The following is an 18,395-nucleotide window of genomic DNA, read 5'->3' as shown; positions in this document are numbered from 1 at the left end:
TGCGCCCAATAACGGACGTTGAGAATGGTCCGAGCCAAAATTCTAAGGAGAGAGATTTTGATCAACGAAGAAGATGTACAGCGCAGTCAGTCCGCTGATGAAACCACGCGGCATTTGGTGAAATCCAACCGCTCGCTTCCGCTCGCTATCGTGATCGCCATGATCTTTGGTTTGTTCACCGGTCTAAGTTGGGAAGACAACGAGCACCTCCACGCAGCCCCGCGTGACGAAACCCCGCCGAAAGCATTTGAAAGTGGTGGCGCCCGTTCGGCCAAGACACTGCAGGAAATCAAAGAGATTCTCGTACGAATGGACGGAAGACTCGAGCGGATCGAAAAACAAATGGGAGGAAGCCGCTAACCTCGAATGTGCGATGTCAGGATTCAACCTGATATCGTCGGCCCGTTGGCCATTTTGGACTCTGCTGTGGATGGAAGCCGCACACTATGTTTTTAACCTCCAGTTTACTGGCCCCCTTTAAGGGTCGACAGTTCGCGCCGCTACGGAGTTGGCTCGGTGTCGATATCGGACGGAGTGCGCTCAAACTGGCGGAGGTCGAGCAGGAAAACGACGTCTGGAAAATTAGCCAGATGCAGTTTGCCTCTGTTTGCAATTCGGGGCTCTGGCAAGAGAAGCATCTATCTACTTCGGTGCTCAGCGCAGAGCTTTCGAAGATGGTCTCCCTCTCTACTGGATGGAAGAATCGACAGGCAGCCGCAGTGGTTTCACTGTCCGCCACCGACTATCGCACCGTCAATCTGCCTGAGTCTTCATTAGACGAATATGAAGAGATGATCCATCAGGAGTTGGTTTCCGAGCTCCAGGAAGATGTCATTTTCGATTTCTGGGAACCTGAAGAAGAGTTGAGCGACTCCACCGACGAAGTAACCTCGTTGATCGTCTACGCACTGGCGAACAGCAATTCGACCGCCGTTGGAAAAGCACTGGAGCGAGCGAGCTTAAATTGTCGAGTTCTCGATGGTCTGCCCTTCAGCTTAGCGCGAGCGATAATTATGGCGGATCCGATGGCGCGTCACCAGACCACAGTTGCCATCGACTGGGGGTACTCTGCCGCAACATTGGTTTTTCTGAAGCAGGGGAACCCTTTTTACACGCGTGTGCTACGAGGGTGTCAGTTCCAAGTCTTTCTGCAGGACCTGTCGAAAGAGCTAGGCTTGTCGGAACAGCAGTGCTGGAACCTGTTGTGCTCAATGCTATCGAACGAAAGTCGTTCTGCCGAATTTCAATCGGCATTAAATAAAAGACTGCAACCAGTGATTGATCAATATATCAATCTGGTCCAGAAGGAAGTCAATCGAACTGTTCAATACATACAGTCAAATACTCGCTTGCCAGAATGGAATCATATCTGGCTGTTCGGTGGCGGGGCCCTGTTTCGTCAGGTGTATGAGCCTCTCGCCATTCCGTTAAAAATATCAGTCAAACCCTGGTCCCTTCGTCTGACGGACACACTCGACACGCCGCTTCATCAAAATCTGGTCCCCCTGTTCGGACCTGCGGCGTCACTCGCCTCATTGCGGAGGTGGAAGTGATGCAGAATATCAATCTACTCCCAATCGGGTTTCTCAAGCGATCTCTCATTCGTATTCGACTGAAGCAGTGGGGAGCCGTGATGTTTCTCCTTTGGGGAGGCCTCATTTTCTATTACATCGTCCATCGGGCGGAAATTGAAAAAGAGGCGAGACTGGTCGAGCAAATGCAATTGGATGTGAAACCGATCCAGCAACATCTGGATGAAACGGAATACTCAAACGGAGAGATCAATAAACTTCGAAAACGACAGCAACTGGGAATGGGGTTGGAGCAGAAAAATATTCCGCTTCAAACACTGGGAAAAGTCAGTGAAGCCGCTGCGGCCAGAGCAGGCGATCTTTATCTGACGATCTTCCGGTTATCTACCACCAGCAATTCACGCCAACAGATGACGCGAACCGCCTCAGATTCACCGGAAGAAACGCGAGATCCTACTGAAATGTCTTTGCAGCTGGATGGGCTTGCTATGGATGACTTAACCATTACTGGGTTCATTGCTGACATGTCGTCCACAGGACTGTTTCATTCCGTCGAATTAATTTCGATTGCTGAACAACAAATAGACGATCGTAAACTCCGAATATTTAAAATTGAGTGCCAGTTATAGACCGATCAGTAGACCCGTTTTATGTAAATTCAGGAACCGAGACGCATTAATCCAATTACTCATGTATCAACAGGAACATCAGAGTTAAGTCCAATATCGTGAAAAATTCCAGCGACCGAAATCAATTGAAATTGATCGATATGGGGATACACATTGCCTGTATGGCGGTTGTGCTTATCTCTCTGATCGCTGGCTATCGTTTCGGGTATGATCAGCTGAAAGCTCGAGAGGTCTCACTCGATGCGCAGCGACTGGAATTGTTGGCGTTAATGAATTCAGAAGACGAGGTCGCTAGCGCTCATCGTCTTGCTCAGGAAGAGTTGAGTATTCAACAACAGAAACTGGTCGATTTGTTGAAGCGAATGCCTGAGCAACCCAAAGAGGTTGATTTTCTCGCCCAGATCACGGGGCTTGCTCGAAAATCAGGAGTGAAGATTCAGGACTATCAACCTCAACAGATATCGTCTGGCGAAGAGTACCGCGAGTTACAAATTAAGTTGAATGCTCATGGTGGGTACACAGGTATCTGTTACTTTCTAGATGAAATGCATTCCCTGCAACGATTGAACCGCGTCAGTCAACTCTTTGTTGAGCCGATTGGAGCTACCAGTAAAAAACAGTTGGAAGAAGAGGTTCCGCAATACAAGGCGTCCTTACAGCTCCACATCTATTTTATGCCGGTGAGAAAGACTGAGCGGATAGCCTCACTTCCGGAGGGGCAACATGGCTGAAACCAATTCGAAAAAGAATGAGGTCCGTGAGAAAGCCAAGATGGCTGCAATCCCTCTCCTGGTGTTGGTGCTGATCTGGGTCGTCTACGGACAGTTTGCCGAATCAGACGATTCACTGAAACCTGTTGAAATAAACACCACGGCTGTGGCATCGTTAGCTCCAACTGTCGTTACGAGCAATTCCATTAATTCTTCCGCGATGCAGTTGGCTACGGAGGCGAATGTTGAAGTTGATCGGGAATGGTTAGAAAGCCCACTGGAGCGAATACTAAAACACGACCCCTTCGTGAGAACCGACAATCTGAAATCGCTTGAAGAATTACAGGCTGCTTCTGAGGAAGAATTTCCGGAGGAGAATGTTGCGAATAACGACGATCAGCAAAGAGTGAACGCAGCGATGGGGGAAGTTAAAACAAAGATTCTCATCAAAAGCGAAAAAGGCTCAGCCGCTTACCTTGGATCAAGAATGGTCAGGGAAGGGGATATCTGGGAAGAGGGAATACGCATTAAAAGCATCGACCTGGACGGAGTCATGGTAGGGCCCGATAAAGGTAAGGAACCTGATAAAAGCGATAAAGAAATACCATCGCTCAAATCGACTCTCAAGAACTTCTTTCCCAGTTTACTTCCCCAGCCAGCACCTTAATCCCATTTGCCAAGTCGTTATTCGCGTATTAGACCAACGTCGCGCCGCCATCCAGTACCATCGTCGCCCCAGTCATATAACGGGCAGCGTCGGAGGCCAGATAAACGGCGAGTGGTCCCAGGTCGCTCGGTTCACCAAATTGCTGCATCGGGATCTGAGATTTCATTTTCTCGATTAGCTCGGGTTTCTCGCGAGCCCAACGTAGATTCGGTTCCGTCATAAACGTGCCCGGACAAATCGCATTCACAGTGACCCTGCGAGTAGCCCAGTCGGTAGCGACTGCTTTAGTGAACTGAATAATGGCTCCCTTTGAGGTTTCATAACTGCGACCTCCGATATCAGGAGTGGTGACCAGCCCGCTGATGGAAGCGATGTTAATTACGCGTCCTCCAGTCTCTCGATCGAGCATCGCTCCCCCGATAATACGGGTACACAGGAAAGTACTGGTCACATTCAGATCGAGAATCTGTTGCCACTCGGCCAGGCTTTGGGTTTCAATCGGAACCGAAATTCGCCGCCCGCCAATGTTGTTGATCAGAATATCAACAGGTCCGTAATCTCCCAGAACTCGCTCGCAGACTTCTTCACAGGTATCAGGTGTGGAAAAGTCCGCCTGAATCGGAAAGGCCTGGCGGCCCAGGGCTTCAAGCTCATTTGCTGTCTTCTGCAAACTGGCTTCATCACGACCAGTAAAGATGACATCAGCTCCCGCTTCGGCGATAGCGAGTGCCATTTCGCGGCCCAGGCCCCGGCTGCCTCCTGTGATGAAAAGTCGTTTGCCATCCAATCGAAAGCGATCAAACAAAGTCATGGTTTTCGTTCACAGTTCAGGTCACAGGGGGCGTTGAATTGAGGACAGGTGTTTAAATCTTAAGCTTATGTTTCTTCTTCGTTGGTCGGTTCTTCGTCTGTCTCTTCTTCGCTGGTCGACTTTTCGCTCATCGATGTTTCTATGTCAGCGAAGTCTGCCGGGTCGATTGAGGATGTTTTCCGACAGAAGTACATCGTTGAACTGGAGACGGACATTTTATCTACTATCGTCCACACCGCTGGCAATTCGAACTCGGTGTACCGTTCCGTGCGAAAGAGGAGCAGGGCATCTTCGCTACTGACCTTTTCTTTCGCCAATCGCTCGATCGATTTATAGAGCGGGTCCGACGGTTTTAACCCGGGGACCATCGGGTACGGCGGGTCGAAAAAGATTACGTCGTAAGGTTGAAGCTCTTCGTACCCACGTGGCATAAAGGATGTTCGGAAAACGTCGGTGCGCCAGCAGAACGTTTCTTCTTCCACTCCGATTTTGGAAATATTCTGTTTCAGGATATCGAATGCCCGGTGGTCTCGTTCGATGAAGATGACTGATTTTGCACCGCGACTTAGCGCTTCCAGTCCAATGGTTCCCGTTCCAGCAAAGACATCCAGTACGCGGGCGTCCGGGACATTATTCCGCAGACGTTCAAACAGATATTCTTTCATCCGGTTTGTGATCGGACGGGTAGTCAGACCAGGGTTGGAGAAGAGTCCTTGTCGTCGGAATCTTCCTCCGATTATGCGAATCTGAAAGCGGGCGATAGCCACAACTCCTTGGAATCAAAATGGGGCACTTACGAAAGGTGCAAGGTACGCGGGGTGAACTGTGCTCGAATAACAGTGATGGGGCTAATCGGTGGTATTCCGCTCTAATGCTGAATACCATCTTACCTAAGCACGGTCAGGTAAATCGGAGCCTGTATTCAAATATTGATCTTGTTCACAAAGCCGCCTAGTTTAAGGGGGCTGGATCTGAAGCGGGTAAACACCCATTAAAGCGATTTACGACAGGGAGTGCTACTACCAGCCGCCTGACAGTAAAGCTTGCAGCTGAAATCAATCCTCAATCAGCCTTCGGTAGGAGGGTCCTGCTCGCTTTTTCGGACTGCTTTCCAGTGATTGCGGATGACTTCAGCCGCTTCATCCGCTATGGAGAGCTTCTGGTGAGAGCCGGAACTTACTGAATTCTTATTCGAGATCGCTTTTACTGGGATGATAGTCGTGTCTGATAACGATTGATTGGGAGCGGCGATTTCGCCGCCGATATCGTCCTGGGTATTCAACCAGTCCAGAATATCGGCGTCGCTGGCTCCTTTGCTTCCCGCTTTATTTTGAGGCTGCGTTTTAACGTTGATACGGCGAACTGATTTCTTCGACTTGGGAATCTGGAAGATCATCGGCCCTATACGGATCTCATCACCCGGACTTAAGAGAGTCTCTCCCTCAAGAAGAACGTCATTGATGAATGTACCATTCTGGCTATTTAAGTCCTGTGCCAGCATTCCCTCTTCGGTGACAGTCAATTGGCAATGCTGCCGGCTGACATCATCTGAGCTGATCCTTATCTGGCAACTTGGATCTCGCCCCAGAATGACTTCCGCTTGAGGAAGGACGAGTCGTTTCCCTTGGTGTTTTCCGGATTTGATCAGTAATTCAGGCATAGAGTGCTCTGCAGAAAGCTAAAAAGTAGCGTCGCTCGGTTTACAACCGTATCGTTGGATTGCACTGGTGGAGGTCATATTCGAATCGGATTCTGACCGACGTTCACCTAAGTGCTATTATGATTGCCGAAAGATTGTCTCAGAAAGAGCCATTGAGTGAATTTTCTCGATGAGAGTGAAACTCACCAGGATACACGAAGATCAAGGCGTGTGTTGTATTAGAAATAAGAATGGAAAAAGACGGCAAAGTGCGAGTGATAAAAATTCAGATGAGAAATTGCCGGGCCAGTAGATGATAAGGCCGAAATGATTAATTCACTGTCTCACCCAGTGAGAGAAATTGCAATAAGGAAGCTGAAAAAAACAATTCCATCACGAGATTGAAATATGATCTCAGCGGGGAACGATCAGTTGCTCACCGCACATGGGGCAGGTCAGGCTTTTTCCGCGATGGGCGGCTTTCACCTTAAACCGCTTGCCACAACGACAATTGAATCGAATGCGTTCATCACCGGTTGGTTGAGCGAGATGCTTTTTCGACCAGCATTTTTCAGCGACATCCCTAATGGTTTTGATCAGAATTTCCGGGTCGCAAGGTTTGTTCAGATAAGCGTCGGCACCGACGCGATCGGCCAGAACGCGGGATTCCTGCAATTCAATTGCAGTCAAAATTACGACAGGTGTATGCTGATCGAGCGATTTGATTCGTTCGCAGACTTCAAAGCCACTCTCTCGCGGAAGAATTAGATCGAGGACCACGACGTCCGGTTTATGCATGACGAAGGTGGAATGAGCTTGTCCGCCATCTTTAGCTAGAGACACGGAAAAGCCAGCCGCGACTAATGCTGCTTTCAGACTGGCCGCCGTATCCTGATCATCTTCTACGACGAGAATCTGATGGGCCACCGCACCGGGGGTACCGGTAAATCGGAACTCATCACCTGACATACGGAAGTCTCCACAAGTATTGGTACTGACTCAGCTGATTGTATCTATTGGTGGAAAATCGAACAGAGATCATCGGGTGATTTATATCGTCCGTGAGAAAGGCTGACTGGGGTCCGTTTACCAATCGACAGACTGACCATCGCTGCGGGCATAAGGCAATTTCAAACAGCGGTCGCTTTGAAATGTTCGGGAACGAGTCTTCAATCAGAAGTGAGGTATTTCAGCACTGATCTTAACAGCAGGGAGAGAATCCAGAAACCCGTTCTTAATTTGAGGTGCCAGCATCAGAACGAAGGGTCGAAGCTGTAGGAAGAAATACAGAACGATTTGAAAGGAATTCTAAGACTGGACCCTCCATCTAACTCCACCTTACGGGCGATTGCAAGCTGTATAAAGCATGAATCCCGACGGATCATGGCTTCCTGCTGGCATCCAAACCGGTTTTAAACGAGTCTGATTTCAGGCTTTCTTTCTTATAAGACTGACTCTGGAGGAGCGTCATATCGATAAAACGAGATGAAACGGAAGTGATGCACAAAAAAAAACGCCTTAAACGATGATCTCAGGAATTGCGGTCACCCCTCCCTTTTCTGAGCGGAAATTGAGGTGTTATAGTATCCGGAAGAACGCTCAATATTCATTACCCGCTGAACATAGAAATCATTGGAATGTCGGAAACTGACTTCTCTGCAGATCGCAAATGGGCACTGGAGACAATCGATCAAGCTGTCCTGAACGGAAAGCTGCTCGATTCGACCCGCGAAAATCTGGTTCGGTGGATTCGTGAGCCGCAATATGAAAAAAGTCTTCCGGGCATTCTCGAACTTCTGAAAGCGGAAGAGTTCGGTCGGCTGAATGACTTGTTCTGGGAAGTGATTAATTTCGGAACGGGAGGACGTCGGGGAGAAATGTCCGATTTCGGTTCAGCAACGATCAACGAGCGAACCATCGCGGAATCGGCCCATGGGCTGGGCAGTTACTTCATGCATACGAACCATGACCAACCCGGCAGGGCGGTCATCGCGCATGACACCCGCAATCGCTCTCCCGAGTTTGCCCGTCTCACTGCCACTACGCTAGCGGCACACGGGTTTGAAGTCTTCTTCTTTGATACCTATCGGTCCACTCCCGAGTTGTCCTTCGCGGTCCGACATTTAAATTGTGACGTCGGGGCCATGATTTCAGCATCTCACAATGCTCCCTCGGATAACGGATTCAAAGCCTACTGGGGGTCCGGGGCACAAGTGTTGACCCCTCACGACAAAGGGATTATCGATGCCGTTTATAAGGCGTCCGAAATTCCCACGATCGATTTCAACGTCGCTGTTCAAGAGGGCAAAATTAAAATCCTCGACAGTAGCATCGACGACGACTATCTGGCGGAAGTGTGCAAACTAAGTTATTCCGATAAACGGGACATCGTCGCTCTGTTTACTCCGTTGCATGGTGTCGGAGAAACCAACGTGTACGACGTCTTAAAGCAACTTGGCTTCGACGGGCTGCAGATCTTCGAACCTCACCGACAACCCGACGGCAATTTTAGCAATGTTCCCGATCATCTTCCCAACCCGGAACGATTTGAGGTCTTTAGGCCAACATTGGAACCGGCTGCAGCTATGGGGGCAGAACTGATTCTGGCTTCCGATCCCGATGCTGACCGCATTGCCATCTGTGTCAGAAACGGAGCGGGGGAATACATTCCGGTAACGGGCAACCAGGCAGGGGCCTTGATCGTAGATTACCTGCTCCGCAAGCGAAAGGCGGAAGGGACACTTTCTCCTTCGCACTTCATCGTGGAGACATTGGTCACGACGCCACTCATTGCCGATCAGGGACGCAAGTACAACGTCAAAGTCGTTGATGACTTGCTCGTCGGTTTCAAATACATCGCACAGAGTATGGATAACCTCGGCCCGGACAAGTTTATTTTCGGAGCAGAAGAATCACTTGGATATCTCGCAGGAGAGTACTGCCGCGATAAAGATGCAGCCGTCGCGGCCATGTACCTGATGGAATATGCAGCTGAACTGAAAGCGGATTCTGGAAAAACGTTGCTGGATCAACTCGACGAGTTGTACCGTGAATATGGCTTCTATCTGGAAGGTCAAACTTCCAAAATCTGTGAAGGCAGCGACGGACAACTGCAGATTCAGAAATTGATGAAGGCGTTCCGAGAGCAACCTCCGAAAGAACTGGCTGGTAATCGCTTCCTCGAAGTAAGGGACTATGAGACTCACGAAGTTCGCGATTTACCGAATAACAGCAAATCAGCCGACTTGCCTGAACCAGCCGGAAATTTGATGGTGTTCAAGTTGGAGGGGGATGCCGCTCGTTTTCGAATCGCTGTGCGGCCATCCGGAACGGAACCTAAGATCAAATTTTATTACTTCGCCCAGGCCGATGTACCTGTGGCAGATCAGCTCGACGCGACCAAAACAACGGTTCGAGAAGAATTAACTCGCTTGCAAGAGTCGCTCAATGGGTGGATTGATGCACAGTTAAGTTGACCCCGCTGCTGATTTCCTCGGTGACTCCCCGTAATCTGTCTAATCGCGGGATATTCCCGCATGAAGTCCGTTTATGAGTCCTCAGGAGGCGGGAGATGCCTGAAATCCGCTTTGAAATTAGTTTGCAGGCTTTCTTTTTCCTGTGCAGGATTACAAAATGGACCATTCCCGCCTTATTCGTCCCACCTGAGAGTTGGCTACGGCCCGCCCGTGTTTCTCTGTTTAAGAACACTTTAAGCGGGTGGTCCTTCCCCGATCCAAACTCAAACTCTACTGCCTACGGTATCTGTCGCTGGACAAAACTGTAGTGAAGTTCAGTTTAAGCATTGAGTCAGGTTGCCGGATCGCCAGTAAAGTTGACGACAAAACAGTGACGACAGAACTGTGGCGAGAATGGAGTTCAAAGCGGGTGCCCTGAGGATGGACAAGATCTAGCGCTAACGAAAAATAGAATAAATCAAGTCATCATGAGCGATCAGAAAATTGGTATCTGGTTAATTGGAGCCTGGGGTGGGGTGGCTACCACAACTGTGACTGGACTCGCTGCATTGCAGCAAGGTCTGACTCCGGAGTACGGTCTGGTCTCTGCGTTACCGCAGTTCCAGAACGTCGGACTGGCGGACTGGTCTCAGTTTGTCGTCGGTGGTCATGAGATCCGTGACACCAGCTACGTTGAGGCGGCACAGCATCTTCACCAGAACTCTCGCGTCTTCGACGCGGCGACTTTGGACAAGATCGAAGGCACTCTAAAAGAGTTCGACTCCAATGTTCGCCCCGGTACGCTGATGAATGTCGGCCCGACAATCACCTCGCTCGCCACAGGCGACGTTCTTAATCACAAAGACGAAACAACTTCCCAAACATTAGAGCGGCTTAAGCAGGACTTGGTGCATTTCCAGAAGAAGAACGACCTGGCGCACGTCGTCGTGATGAACGTTTCTTCCACCGAACCTCCTCAGACCGAAGAAATCAAATCCCTGAGCTGGTCCGATCTGGAAGCGAAAATCGGAGCTGGAGATTTTGCGATTCCCGCCAGTACGCTGTACGCCATTGCCGCTCTGCAAGCAGGTTGCTCACACGTGAACTTCACTCCTTCCATCGGTTGTGATCTTCCTGCACTCGAAGATCTGTCTCAGCAGACAGGCACCTTGCATGTCGGTCGAGACGGAAAAACGGGCGAGACTTTGATGAAGAGCATCCTCGCTCCGATGTTCGCCAACCGAAACTTGAATGTGATGAGTTGGGTCGGCCACAATATCTTCGGCAACCTGGACGGCAAAGTGCTGGATGACCCGGTTAATAAATCGAACAAGGTGCACTCGAAGGACCATCTCCTCACCGAAATTCTTGGATACAAACCGCAAACTCTGGTTTCCATCGAATACATTGAATCGATGGGTGACTGGAAAACCGCGTGGGACCATATTCACTTCCAGGGTTTCTTGGGAACGCCGATGGTGATGCAATTCACGTGGCAGGGGTGCGATTCTCTACTGGCGGCGCCCTTGGTGCTGGACCTGATTCGCTTCACTGAACGCCAATGGCGCCGTGGCGACCAGTCGGGCACGATGGGCTTTTTGAGTTCCTTCTTCAAGAGCCCCATGGGAACCGACCTGCCCCAGTTCCACAAGCAATTTGATCTGCTGGAAGCCTGGGCGGAAGAAGTCTCTGCAGAGTAGACCCGTTTCGGATCGTATTTTTGCAGTTTAAGTAGTTTTGCAGTTTAAAATGCTGCAAAACAAGGGCGATTGGGACTCTGTCGTGGGTTTCCGGTCGTCTTCAATCCGATACCTGCGGTCGCTCTTCCATGGGTGAGTTATACGGAAGTAGCACTGAAACAGCACCGCATTCCTCTTTTACTAAAGGAGGAGATGCGGTACCTTTTTGCAGACCTTGTTCCCAATTCTCTGCTGAGGAAACGCTGTTTTATGTCTGTTTATGACAATCCGGTTCAAACTGTTTCCCCGGATGAGATGTCATCGCGACAGACTATTTCCGCTTGCCCGGTTTGCCAGGGAACTACCGCTTCGCCCCGATATCAGCTGGAGGGCATGCGATTTCAGTTGGTGGAATGTACCCAGTGCGGGACTGGCTCTCTTTTTCCACTGCCGGAACCGGAAGAGATCCCTGATTTCTACCCACAAGATTATTACGGCGAAACGGGAACCAAGTTCGTCGCCCCCGTTGAAGCGATGATCCGCTACATCTCTCGTCGTCAGGCCAGTAGTATGGCCACAGGCCTGAAGCCCGGTGACAAGGTTCTCGACGTGGGTTGCGGTCGCGGTGTCTTGCTGAAATCATTTGTAGAGTTGGGACTCGACAGCCACGGTTTGGAAATCAGCCCCATGGCGGCGGAAGGGGCGGACAGCCGGATTCAACTTCGGTTTGCCCCAACATTGAAAGACGCCGAGTATGAAGGGGGAATGTTCGATCAGATCGTCATTTGGCATGTGCTCGAACATTTGCTGTATCCCCGCGAGACAATTCAAGAGGCGGCCCGGTTACTGAAGCCGGGAGGCCGGTTGGTAGTCTCTGTTCCTAATTATTCCAGTATGCAGAGCCGCTGGGCTAAGGAAGCCTGGTTCCATCTTGATCTGCCTCGCCATCTGTTTCATTTTTCCGTGGAAGGACTCCGCGCGTTATTGCAGGAGAATGGCTTCGAATGCGAGGAAGAACTCCATTTTTCGTTGCGCATGAACCCCTTTGGCTGGGTTCAGAGCTGGCTGAATCGGAACCGAAAACTACCGCGAAACACACTCTACACCCTGTTGCAAACAAGAGGGGGAGCGGAGAAAGAATCTCTTTCAGCCGGTACGCGGGTTTGCCAGAAGCTGGCATACTACTTCGGAATGCCTGTTGCGTTATTGATCAGCATGTACGCAGCTGCACGGAGATCCGGAGCATCCGTGACGATATACGCACGTAAAATGTAGAGCCCGAACCGCTTCGAAAGACTATCGTCGGTTTGCTGTATCGGTCGGTTCTCAGTGAAAACTGATCGTAGGCAGTCTAGGACCTATTCCATTATTGCTAAAGTCAGGAGGCTTCTTGTGTTAAATGATCTTCCTTTAGATACACCTTATGCATTTTACTGGAACGCGGCATCTGTCACAGGTTTCGCTGGTCCTGATGATTGGCAGCCATGGGCCGATCAACTCATTAGTGTTTGGGACTCTCCTGCCCTGTGGATCCTCAATATGTCACTAGCAAAGGATATAGATTCTTTACGTAGTGCTATTTGGGAAAGGAGAAGACAAGAAAACGGTGCAAATCACGATAAATCTCGAATAGCAAACCAAGGAGCTCTGGGCTATTTGTATTTATTAAAGAAGGACTCGCCAGAAGTTTTATATGAATTCCTTAAAGATGCAGGAATTGCTGCTGACATGTGCAGTGTCGGAATGGATCCAGAGGAGCCATATGGAATCTTGAATGAATTAGAAAAAACGCATGATCTACTGACTGCAGAAAAGAAGACACACGAGTTGTTTGAACCTTTTTTAGAAGCCGCTATGAATCAGTGGGGGACACTACAGGCAGCTTTAAAGCTCTATCCAAAATCAAAATACAGGACTCCCTGCGATTGGTGGTAAATAACATGATTTGAACAGATTGATGTCAGTAAAGAGAGCACAGGCCAATCTGTTCCGTGTTTTTACACAATCGAATCGGCCTGTAAGGCTGAATGCTAGATTGCAGGCGGAATCATCCGTCATTGAGCGAAATCATTAGTCGGATTACTTGTGGTAACCCAAGCCTTTCACAACTTCGAAGAGTTCTTCGAACGTGATGAAACGGCGGCGATGACGCATTTTATACTGGTCGACTGCTTCGGCCAGTTCCTGAACGTCGTGATTCGCGTAGGTGCGGGCATCTTGAAATTGTCGCCGCTCCCCAGAAGGACGGCGAGTTTCCGCATCCTGCTGGCGACGATCAACAAATTCGTTCTTTTGTTGGTCGAAAGTCTGTTGCATCGATTTTCCTCGTAATAGAATACTGCAGTATCCCTTTATGTTTCGGGCATTACTTCGTTTGAAAGTTAGTTCAGGATTCGTAGAAAGCAAGTCGATTTCAGAAAGCCTTACGTTTTAATACGTTTAGCTATTCCGACTGCTGTAGGGTTCCTGCCGTTTAAAGCTGTTCTCCGTTCTGCGAGATGGCCAAGCATCGATTTTAGCTCCTTGGAGGGGCGAATCGGCAGCCGGGTGTGTCTAGGGATCGTTTTAGTTATGTCATACCAGTTAAACAGGATGTAAGGAAAATATGTTTCAACATTGCGCGATCATAGGAAGCGGGGCCATGGCGACCGCCTGTGCCACCATTCTGGGGCAAAAGGGCATCCAGGTCTCCATCTGGTCTCGCGATGAGCAACACGCTCGTACGATGCAGGAGCAACGAGAGAATGAACGCCAGTTGCCCGGGATTAAAATCCCTGATTCGGTCGAGGTGACTTCCGATGTCGAATCGGCACTTAAAGGGGCCGAGATCATCGTCGCCGCCGTTCCAACGCAGTTCTTGAGGGGGGTTTTAGAAACGCTGAGTCCCGCACTCACAGAAACCCGACCGGTGGTCAGTGTGATCAAAGGGCTTGAAAACGAAACATTGATGCGACCCAGTCAGATTATCTCCGAAGTACTCGATCAACGTTCCGTAGTCGCGCTGGGCGGCCCCAGCCACGCCGAGGAGTTTGCCCGCGGGTTGCCTGCCTCGGTGGTCGCCGCTGGAGGTGACGCTCGCCTCACTCGTGAGGTGCAGGAGTTATTCAACACGGACCGATTCCGCGTATATACGAATATCGATATCGTCGGGGTAGAACTCGCAGGGGCACTTAAAAACGTGATTGCGATTGCAGCCGGCATTTGCGATGGACTCGGGTACGGCGACAACGCCAAGTCAGCACTCGTCGCACGCGGGCTCGTCGAAATCACCCGGTTCGGGACACAGATGGGAGCCGAGGCGAACACGTTTTATGGCCTCGCCGGAATCGGTGACCTGATCACCACCTGTATCAGCCCCTATGGTCGCAACAGAGGAGTCGGCGAACGGTTGGGCAAAGGGGAAACTCTGGCTCAAATCGTCTCTGATATGAAAGGGGTCGCCGAAGGGGTTGCAACAACTCGCTCTGTTTATGAACTTTCGCTGCAACAGGGGATTGAAATGCCCCTGACCGAACAGATTTTCCAGGTCCTGTTTGAAGAGAAATCACCAGGTGAAGCGACCGACGCTTTGATGATGCGACCGCCAAAAGACGAATAGGCGGGGCAATGAAGAGGACTGTCGAGTTTACCCGAGGTCATTCTCAGTGCGGCTCCGCTAAAATTCTCACTATTGGGAGGCTCAATTGGAGGGCCTGATTGGAGCCGGTTTTGTTTCGGTAATACCTATCGTTGCTGCAACCGGTCCTGATTGCCTTGTTTCCGTCAGGCGATCTCGATTTCGGCTGTCGGTGATATCGCTTTCTAGCTGATGTAGGCCATAGATTCAGGTTTTTGTGGGCAATTTCGACTTGGGATTGTTTCTGTCATTTTCGTCGCGATTAGGATTTATTCCCGATCTGAAGAGTTATTCTCGGGGGCGATGGGTTCGATCGTGACACTTTGTCATTCCAGCATGCTGTGTTATGATGGGTGGGCTGGGGTGAATGGTCTGGATGTATGTTCAATCCTGTTCAGGCATTCTACCTTTGCGTGCTCCCTTCAAATACGATAAAAATAACCTATTACGACTACTTGATTTTGGGAGCAACGACTCGCGACGAACGAGGTTCCTGAAAAATCAGCCAGTAATGTCAGTGAGACGCTACTATTCCGGTTGCGGAAGGCTCAATAGTCACGAAGATTGAGTTGGAAGAGCGACCCTCTTGAACTTTTATGAAATCACTTTTCATCGCACTCCTCTCGACTGGACAGCTTTCGGGTTGAACCAGTAAAAATCGAGGTGAAATGCGTTGGTTCCGAATGGAATAAACGAACCCATTTGGAAGTCCCCACATTTTTAGACTGCGGTTGCCTGGTTTTCGAACTCAGCCCGGAATGTCGAAACACGGTAACACCCCCAGGAAATTTAGCATATGGCGAGCCACTCTTTAATGGACACGGTTTCAGGCATTGATCCCAACGAAATGGAAGAATGGTACGACTCATTAGAAGATGTGTTGCACCGTTACGGACCGAAAAGATTGCAGGAGTTGCTCGTTAACTTGCAGGAAAGAGCTTACCTGCGAGGAGTGACACTCCCTTTTACGGCCAATACACCGTATATGAATACGATTCCTTCCGACGAGCAGCCACGTTACCCCGGTAACCTGGAATTGGAACGACGTATTAAGAGCATTATCCGTTGGAATGCGATGGCGATGGTCGTGAAAGCGAACCGCTCCAGCGACGGGATTGGTGGTCACATATCTACGTTTGCTTCCTCAGCAACCTTATACGAAGTTGCAGCAAACCACTTCTTCAAAGCCCGCAACGAGAACCAAATTGGTGACATGGTTTATTTTCAGGGGCATGCATCACCGGGAATGTACGCGCGAGCCTTCGTTGAAGGCCGACTGGATGAGTCTCACCTGACTCGTTTCCGACAGGAAATTCCTCGTGGTGGCGGACTCTCTTCGTACCCGCATCCCTGGTTAATGCCGAATTTCTGGCAATTCCCCACGGTCTCCATGGGATTGGGCCCTATCACAGCGATATACCATGCACGCTTCCTGCGATACCTAGAGCATCGCGGAATTATCGATACCTCACAGTCGCGCGTTTACTGTTACGTGGGCGATGGCGAAGTCGATGAACCGGAAACACTCGGTGCACTCACTCTTGCCTCTCGTGAGAAACTGGACAACCTCTGTTTTGTCGTGAACTGCAACCTGCAACGACTGGATGGCCCCGTTCGTGGTAACGGTAAGATCATTCAGGAGTTGGAAGCAGCATTCCGCGGTGCAGGCTGGAACTGCATCAAAGTGGTCTGGGGTGGCGATTGGGACCCCATTCTCGCCGGCGACAGCGATGGTAAACTTGTAAAACGTATGGGCGAAATCGTCGATGGTCAGTTCCAGAAATACGTTGTCGAAGGGGGAGCGTACATTCGCGAACACTTCTTCGGCGTCGATCCAGAACTGCAGGCGATGGTAGAACATCTTTCCGACGAGCAGTTGGAGAAACTCAAACGAGGTGGTCACGACAGCGAGAAAGTCTATGCTGCCTATAAAGCGGCTTCAGAGCATAAGGGATCTCCGACCGTCATTCTGGCGAAAACGATCAAAGGTTATGGTCTGGGTGAAGCGGGCGAAGGACGAAACATCGCTCACAACACCAAGAAAATGAACGAAGAAGAGCTGTTTGCCTTCCGTTCACGATTCGGAATTCCGATTCGCGACGAAGAAGTCAAAGACACTCCGTTCTACCGGCCTGCCGAAGACAGCCAGGAAATGAAATACCTGCAGGAACGTCGCAAAGAACTCGGTGGATATGTTCCCAATCGTCAACCGACTGACGAGAGTCTGGAAACGCCGAAGTTGGATTCATTTGGCAAAATGTTGCAAGGTTCCGGTGGGAAACCCGCTTCGTCGACAATGGCTTTTGGCAACCTGCTTAGTGGGTTATTGAAAGACAAAAAAATTGGCAAGCGAATCGTTCCAATTATTCCGGACGAAGCTCGTACTTTCGGTATGGAAGGCTTGTTTAAACAGTGCGGTATCTATGCCAGTACCGGCCAGCTGTACGAGCCTGTCGACCGTGACCAGGTTATGTACTACAAAGAAGCCAAAGACGGCCAGATTCTCGAAGAGGGAATTAATGAAGCTGGTGCGATGGCATCATTCGTCGCCGCGGGAACCGCTTACGCCAACCTGGGTGTAAACATGATTCCATTCTATATCTACTACTCAATGTTTGGCTTCCAGCGAATTGGCGATTTGATCTGGCTTGCCGGTGACTCTCGCGCCAAAGGTTTCCTCGTGGGGGGAACTTCCGGGCGAACGACATTGAACGGTGAAGGTTTACAGCACCAGGATGGTCACAGTCAGTTGGTCGCAACCACAATCCCGAATTTGCGTGCCTATGATCCTGCATTTGCGTATGAGATCACCGTCATCGTGCAGGAAGGTCTGCGACGGATGTATCAGGAAGGGGAGAACATCTTCTACTACCTGAGCGTCTACAACGGTACCTACGAAATGCCAGCAATGCCCGAAGGGGACCATGTGGTTAATGGCATTCTCAAGGGAATGTATCACTTGGAGAAAACAGACGGACAAGGAGCCGGTGGAGCTCGACCTCAACTCTTCGGTAGTGGTCCGATTTTAATGGAGGTTCAGAGAGCACAACAGATCCTCAAAGAAAAGTACGATATTGGTACTGATGTCTGGAGTATCACCAGTTACAGCGAATTGGCTCGCGAAGCTCGCAGTGCCGATCGTTGGAACCGACTGCATCCTCAAGAATCACCACGTACGAGTTTCCTGGAAGCTCAGATCGACAAGCAGGAAGGTCCCTTCATTGCTGCCAGCGACAATGTTCGATTGGTTCACGATCAAATCCGTCAATGGATTCCTGGTCAATACGTGACCTTGGGAACAGACGGTTTCGGTCGCAGCGATTCTCGGGAGCACCTGCGGGAGCATTTCGAAGTGAACGCAGAGCACACGACCTACGCAACGTTGGTCGCTCTGGCTCACGAAGGAAAAGTCAGCTGGGACCTCGTCAAACAGGCTCAGTCCGATCTGAGTATCGATGTTGATAAAGTCGATCCTCTGTATGCCTGATTTGTATACCTGATTTTGAAGACCAGACCGTAACAGGTCTGGTAACTTCAGACTCGGTCATGAGATCCAGTCGATCCTAAAATTGCCGGAGAGTCCGTAGTCGTTCGCGATCCGCTCGTATGTTTGTCGAACGGGCTCCCGCCTGGTTAATTTTCAAACGGATAGCGGTT

16 protein-coding genes are annotated in these 18,395 nt (G+C 50.1%); 11 read left to right on the top strand and 5 right to left on the bottom strand.

Going from position 1 to position 18,395, the window contains the following annotated elements; all coding sequences use genetic code 11:
- The first annotated feature begins 57 nt into the window (after positions 1-57).
- From Pla110_RS17585 to Pla110_RS17565, 5 genes are all read left to right on the top strand, one after another.
- Positions 58-360, top strand: coding sequence for a hypothetical protein (locus Pla110_RS17585; protein WP_144997618.1), 303 nt, complete (start codon positions 58-60; stop codon positions 358-360).
- An 86-nt stretch (positions 361-446) separates the two neighbouring features.
- Positions 447-1,553 (top strand): pilus assembly protein PilM, encoded by a 1,107-nt coding sequence (gene pilM, locus Pla110_RS17580; protein ID WP_144997616.1) that lies wholly within the window; start codon positions 447-449, stop codon positions 1,551-1,553.
- Positions 1,553-2,161: a PilN domain-containing protein gene (locus Pla110_RS17575; RefSeq protein ID WP_144997614.1), complete on the top strand. Its 609-nt coding sequence runs from the start codon at positions 1,553-1,555 to the stop codon at positions 2,159-2,161. Before pilM ends, Pla110_RS17575 begins: the two co-directional genes overlap by 1 nt.
- Positions 2,162-2,259: 98 nt before the next feature.
- Positions 2,260-2,892, top strand: a complete 633-nt coding sequence (gene pilO / locus Pla110_RS17570; RefSeq protein ID WP_144997612.1) for a type 4a pilus biogenesis protein PilO — start codon at positions 2,260-2,262, stop codon at positions 2,890-2,892.
- Positions 2,885-3,538: a hypothetical protein gene (locus tag Pla110_RS17565; protein ID WP_144997610.1), complete on the top strand. Its 654-nt coding sequence runs from the start codon at positions 2,885-2,887 to the stop codon at positions 3,536-3,538. The genes pilO and Pla110_RS17565 overlap by 8 nt, the downstream gene beginning before the upstream one ends.
- A gap of 28 nt (positions 3,539-3,566) precedes the next feature.
- On the opposite strand, the gene Pla110_RS17560 is transcribed toward Pla110_RS17565, so the two are convergent.
- The 4 genes from Pla110_RS17560 to Pla110_RS17545 form a co-directional block, all read right to left on the bottom strand.
- Positions 3,567-4,349: an SDR family NAD(P)-dependent oxidoreductase gene (locus tag Pla110_RS17560; RefSeq protein WP_144997608.1), complete on the bottom strand. Its 783-nt coding sequence runs from the start codon at positions 4,347-4,349 to the stop codon at positions 3,567-3,569.
- A gap of 65 nt (positions 4,350-4,414) precedes the next feature.
- On the bottom strand, positions 4,415-5,116 hold the full coding sequence (gene rsmD, locus Pla110_RS17555; protein WP_231742555.1) for a 16S rRNA (guanine(966)-N(2))-methyltransferase RsmD: 702 nt from the start codon (positions 5,114-5,116) through the stop codon (positions 4,415-4,417).
- 299 nt (positions 5,117-5,415) lie between these two features.
- Positions 5,416-6,009 (bottom strand): FHA domain-containing protein, encoded by a 594-nt coding sequence (locus Pla110_RS17550; RefSeq protein ID WP_144997607.1) that lies wholly within the window; start codon positions 6,007-6,009, stop codon positions 5,416-5,418.
- Between the two features lie 393 nt (positions 6,010-6,402).
- Positions 6,403-6,957, bottom strand: a complete 555-nt coding sequence (locus Pla110_RS17545) for a response regulator transcription factor (protein WP_144997604.1) — start codon at positions 6,955-6,957, stop codon at positions 6,403-6,405.
- A 668-nt stretch (positions 6,958-7,625) separates the two neighbouring features.
- Here Pla110_RS17545 and Pla110_RS17540 point away from each other — a divergent pair.
- The 4 genes from Pla110_RS17540 (at position 7,626) to Pla110_RS17525 (ending at position 13,057) form a co-directional block, all read left to right on the top strand.
- Positions 7,626-9,464: a phospho-sugar mutase gene (locus Pla110_RS17540; RefSeq protein WP_144997603.1), complete on the top strand. Its 1,839-nt coding sequence runs from the start codon at positions 7,626-7,628 to the stop codon at positions 9,462-9,464.
- 467 nt (positions 9,465-9,931) lie between these two features.
- Positions 9,932-11,143 (top strand): inositol-3-phosphate synthase, encoded by a 1,212-nt coding sequence (locus Pla110_RS17535; protein ID WP_144997601.1) that lies wholly within the window; start codon positions 9,932-9,934, stop codon positions 11,141-11,143.
- 249 nt (positions 11,144-11,392) lie between these two features.
- Entirely contained in the window at positions 11,393-12,397 is a 1,005-nt protein-coding gene (locus Pla110_RS17530; protein WP_197440260.1) for a class I SAM-dependent methyltransferase, read from the top strand.
- A gap of 117 nt (positions 12,398-12,514) precedes the next feature.
- On the top strand, positions 12,515-13,057 hold the full coding sequence (locus tag Pla110_RS17525; RefSeq protein WP_144997596.1) for a hypothetical protein: 543 nt from the start codon (positions 12,515-12,517) through the stop codon (positions 13,055-13,057).
- A 144-nt stretch (positions 13,058-13,201) separates the two neighbouring features.
- Here the strand turns inward: Pla110_RS17525 and Pla110_RS17520 are convergent, their stop codons facing one another.
- The gene (locus Pla110_RS17520; RefSeq protein ID WP_144997594.1) at positions 13,202-13,438 is read right to left on the bottom strand and encodes a hypothetical protein; all 237 of its coding nucleotides are present in this window, start codon (positions 13,436-13,438) and stop codon (positions 13,202-13,204) included.
- Between the two features lie 289 nt (positions 13,439-13,727).
- Here Pla110_RS17520 and Pla110_RS17515 point away from each other — a divergent pair, with 289 nt between their 5' ends.
- Both Pla110_RS17515 and aceE read left to right on the top strand, forming a co-directional pair.
- Positions 13,728-14,720, top strand: a complete 993-nt coding sequence (locus Pla110_RS17515; protein ID WP_144997592.1) for an NAD(P)H-dependent glycerol-3-phosphate dehydrogenase — start codon at positions 13,728-13,730, stop codon at positions 14,718-14,720.
- A gap of 814 nt (positions 14,721-15,534) precedes the next feature.
- Positions 15,535-18,225 carry a pyruvate dehydrogenase (acetyl-transferring), homodimeric type gene (gene aceE, locus Pla110_RS17510; RefSeq protein ID WP_144997590.1) on the top strand — a complete coding sequence of 897 codons (2,691 nt, stop codon included), beginning with the start codon at positions 15,535-15,537 and terminating at the stop codon, positions 18,223-18,225.
- Positions 18,226-18,395: the final 170 nt, after the last annotated feature.

It is taken from the genome of Polystyrenella longa, assembly GCF_007750395.1.
GTDB lineage: Bacteria > Planctomycetota > Planctomycetia > Planctomycetales > Planctomycetaceae > Polystyrenella > Polystyrenella longa.
The sequence above is the reverse complement of the archived record's forward strand: the minus strand, read 5'-3'. Positions and strand labels throughout refer to the sequence as shown.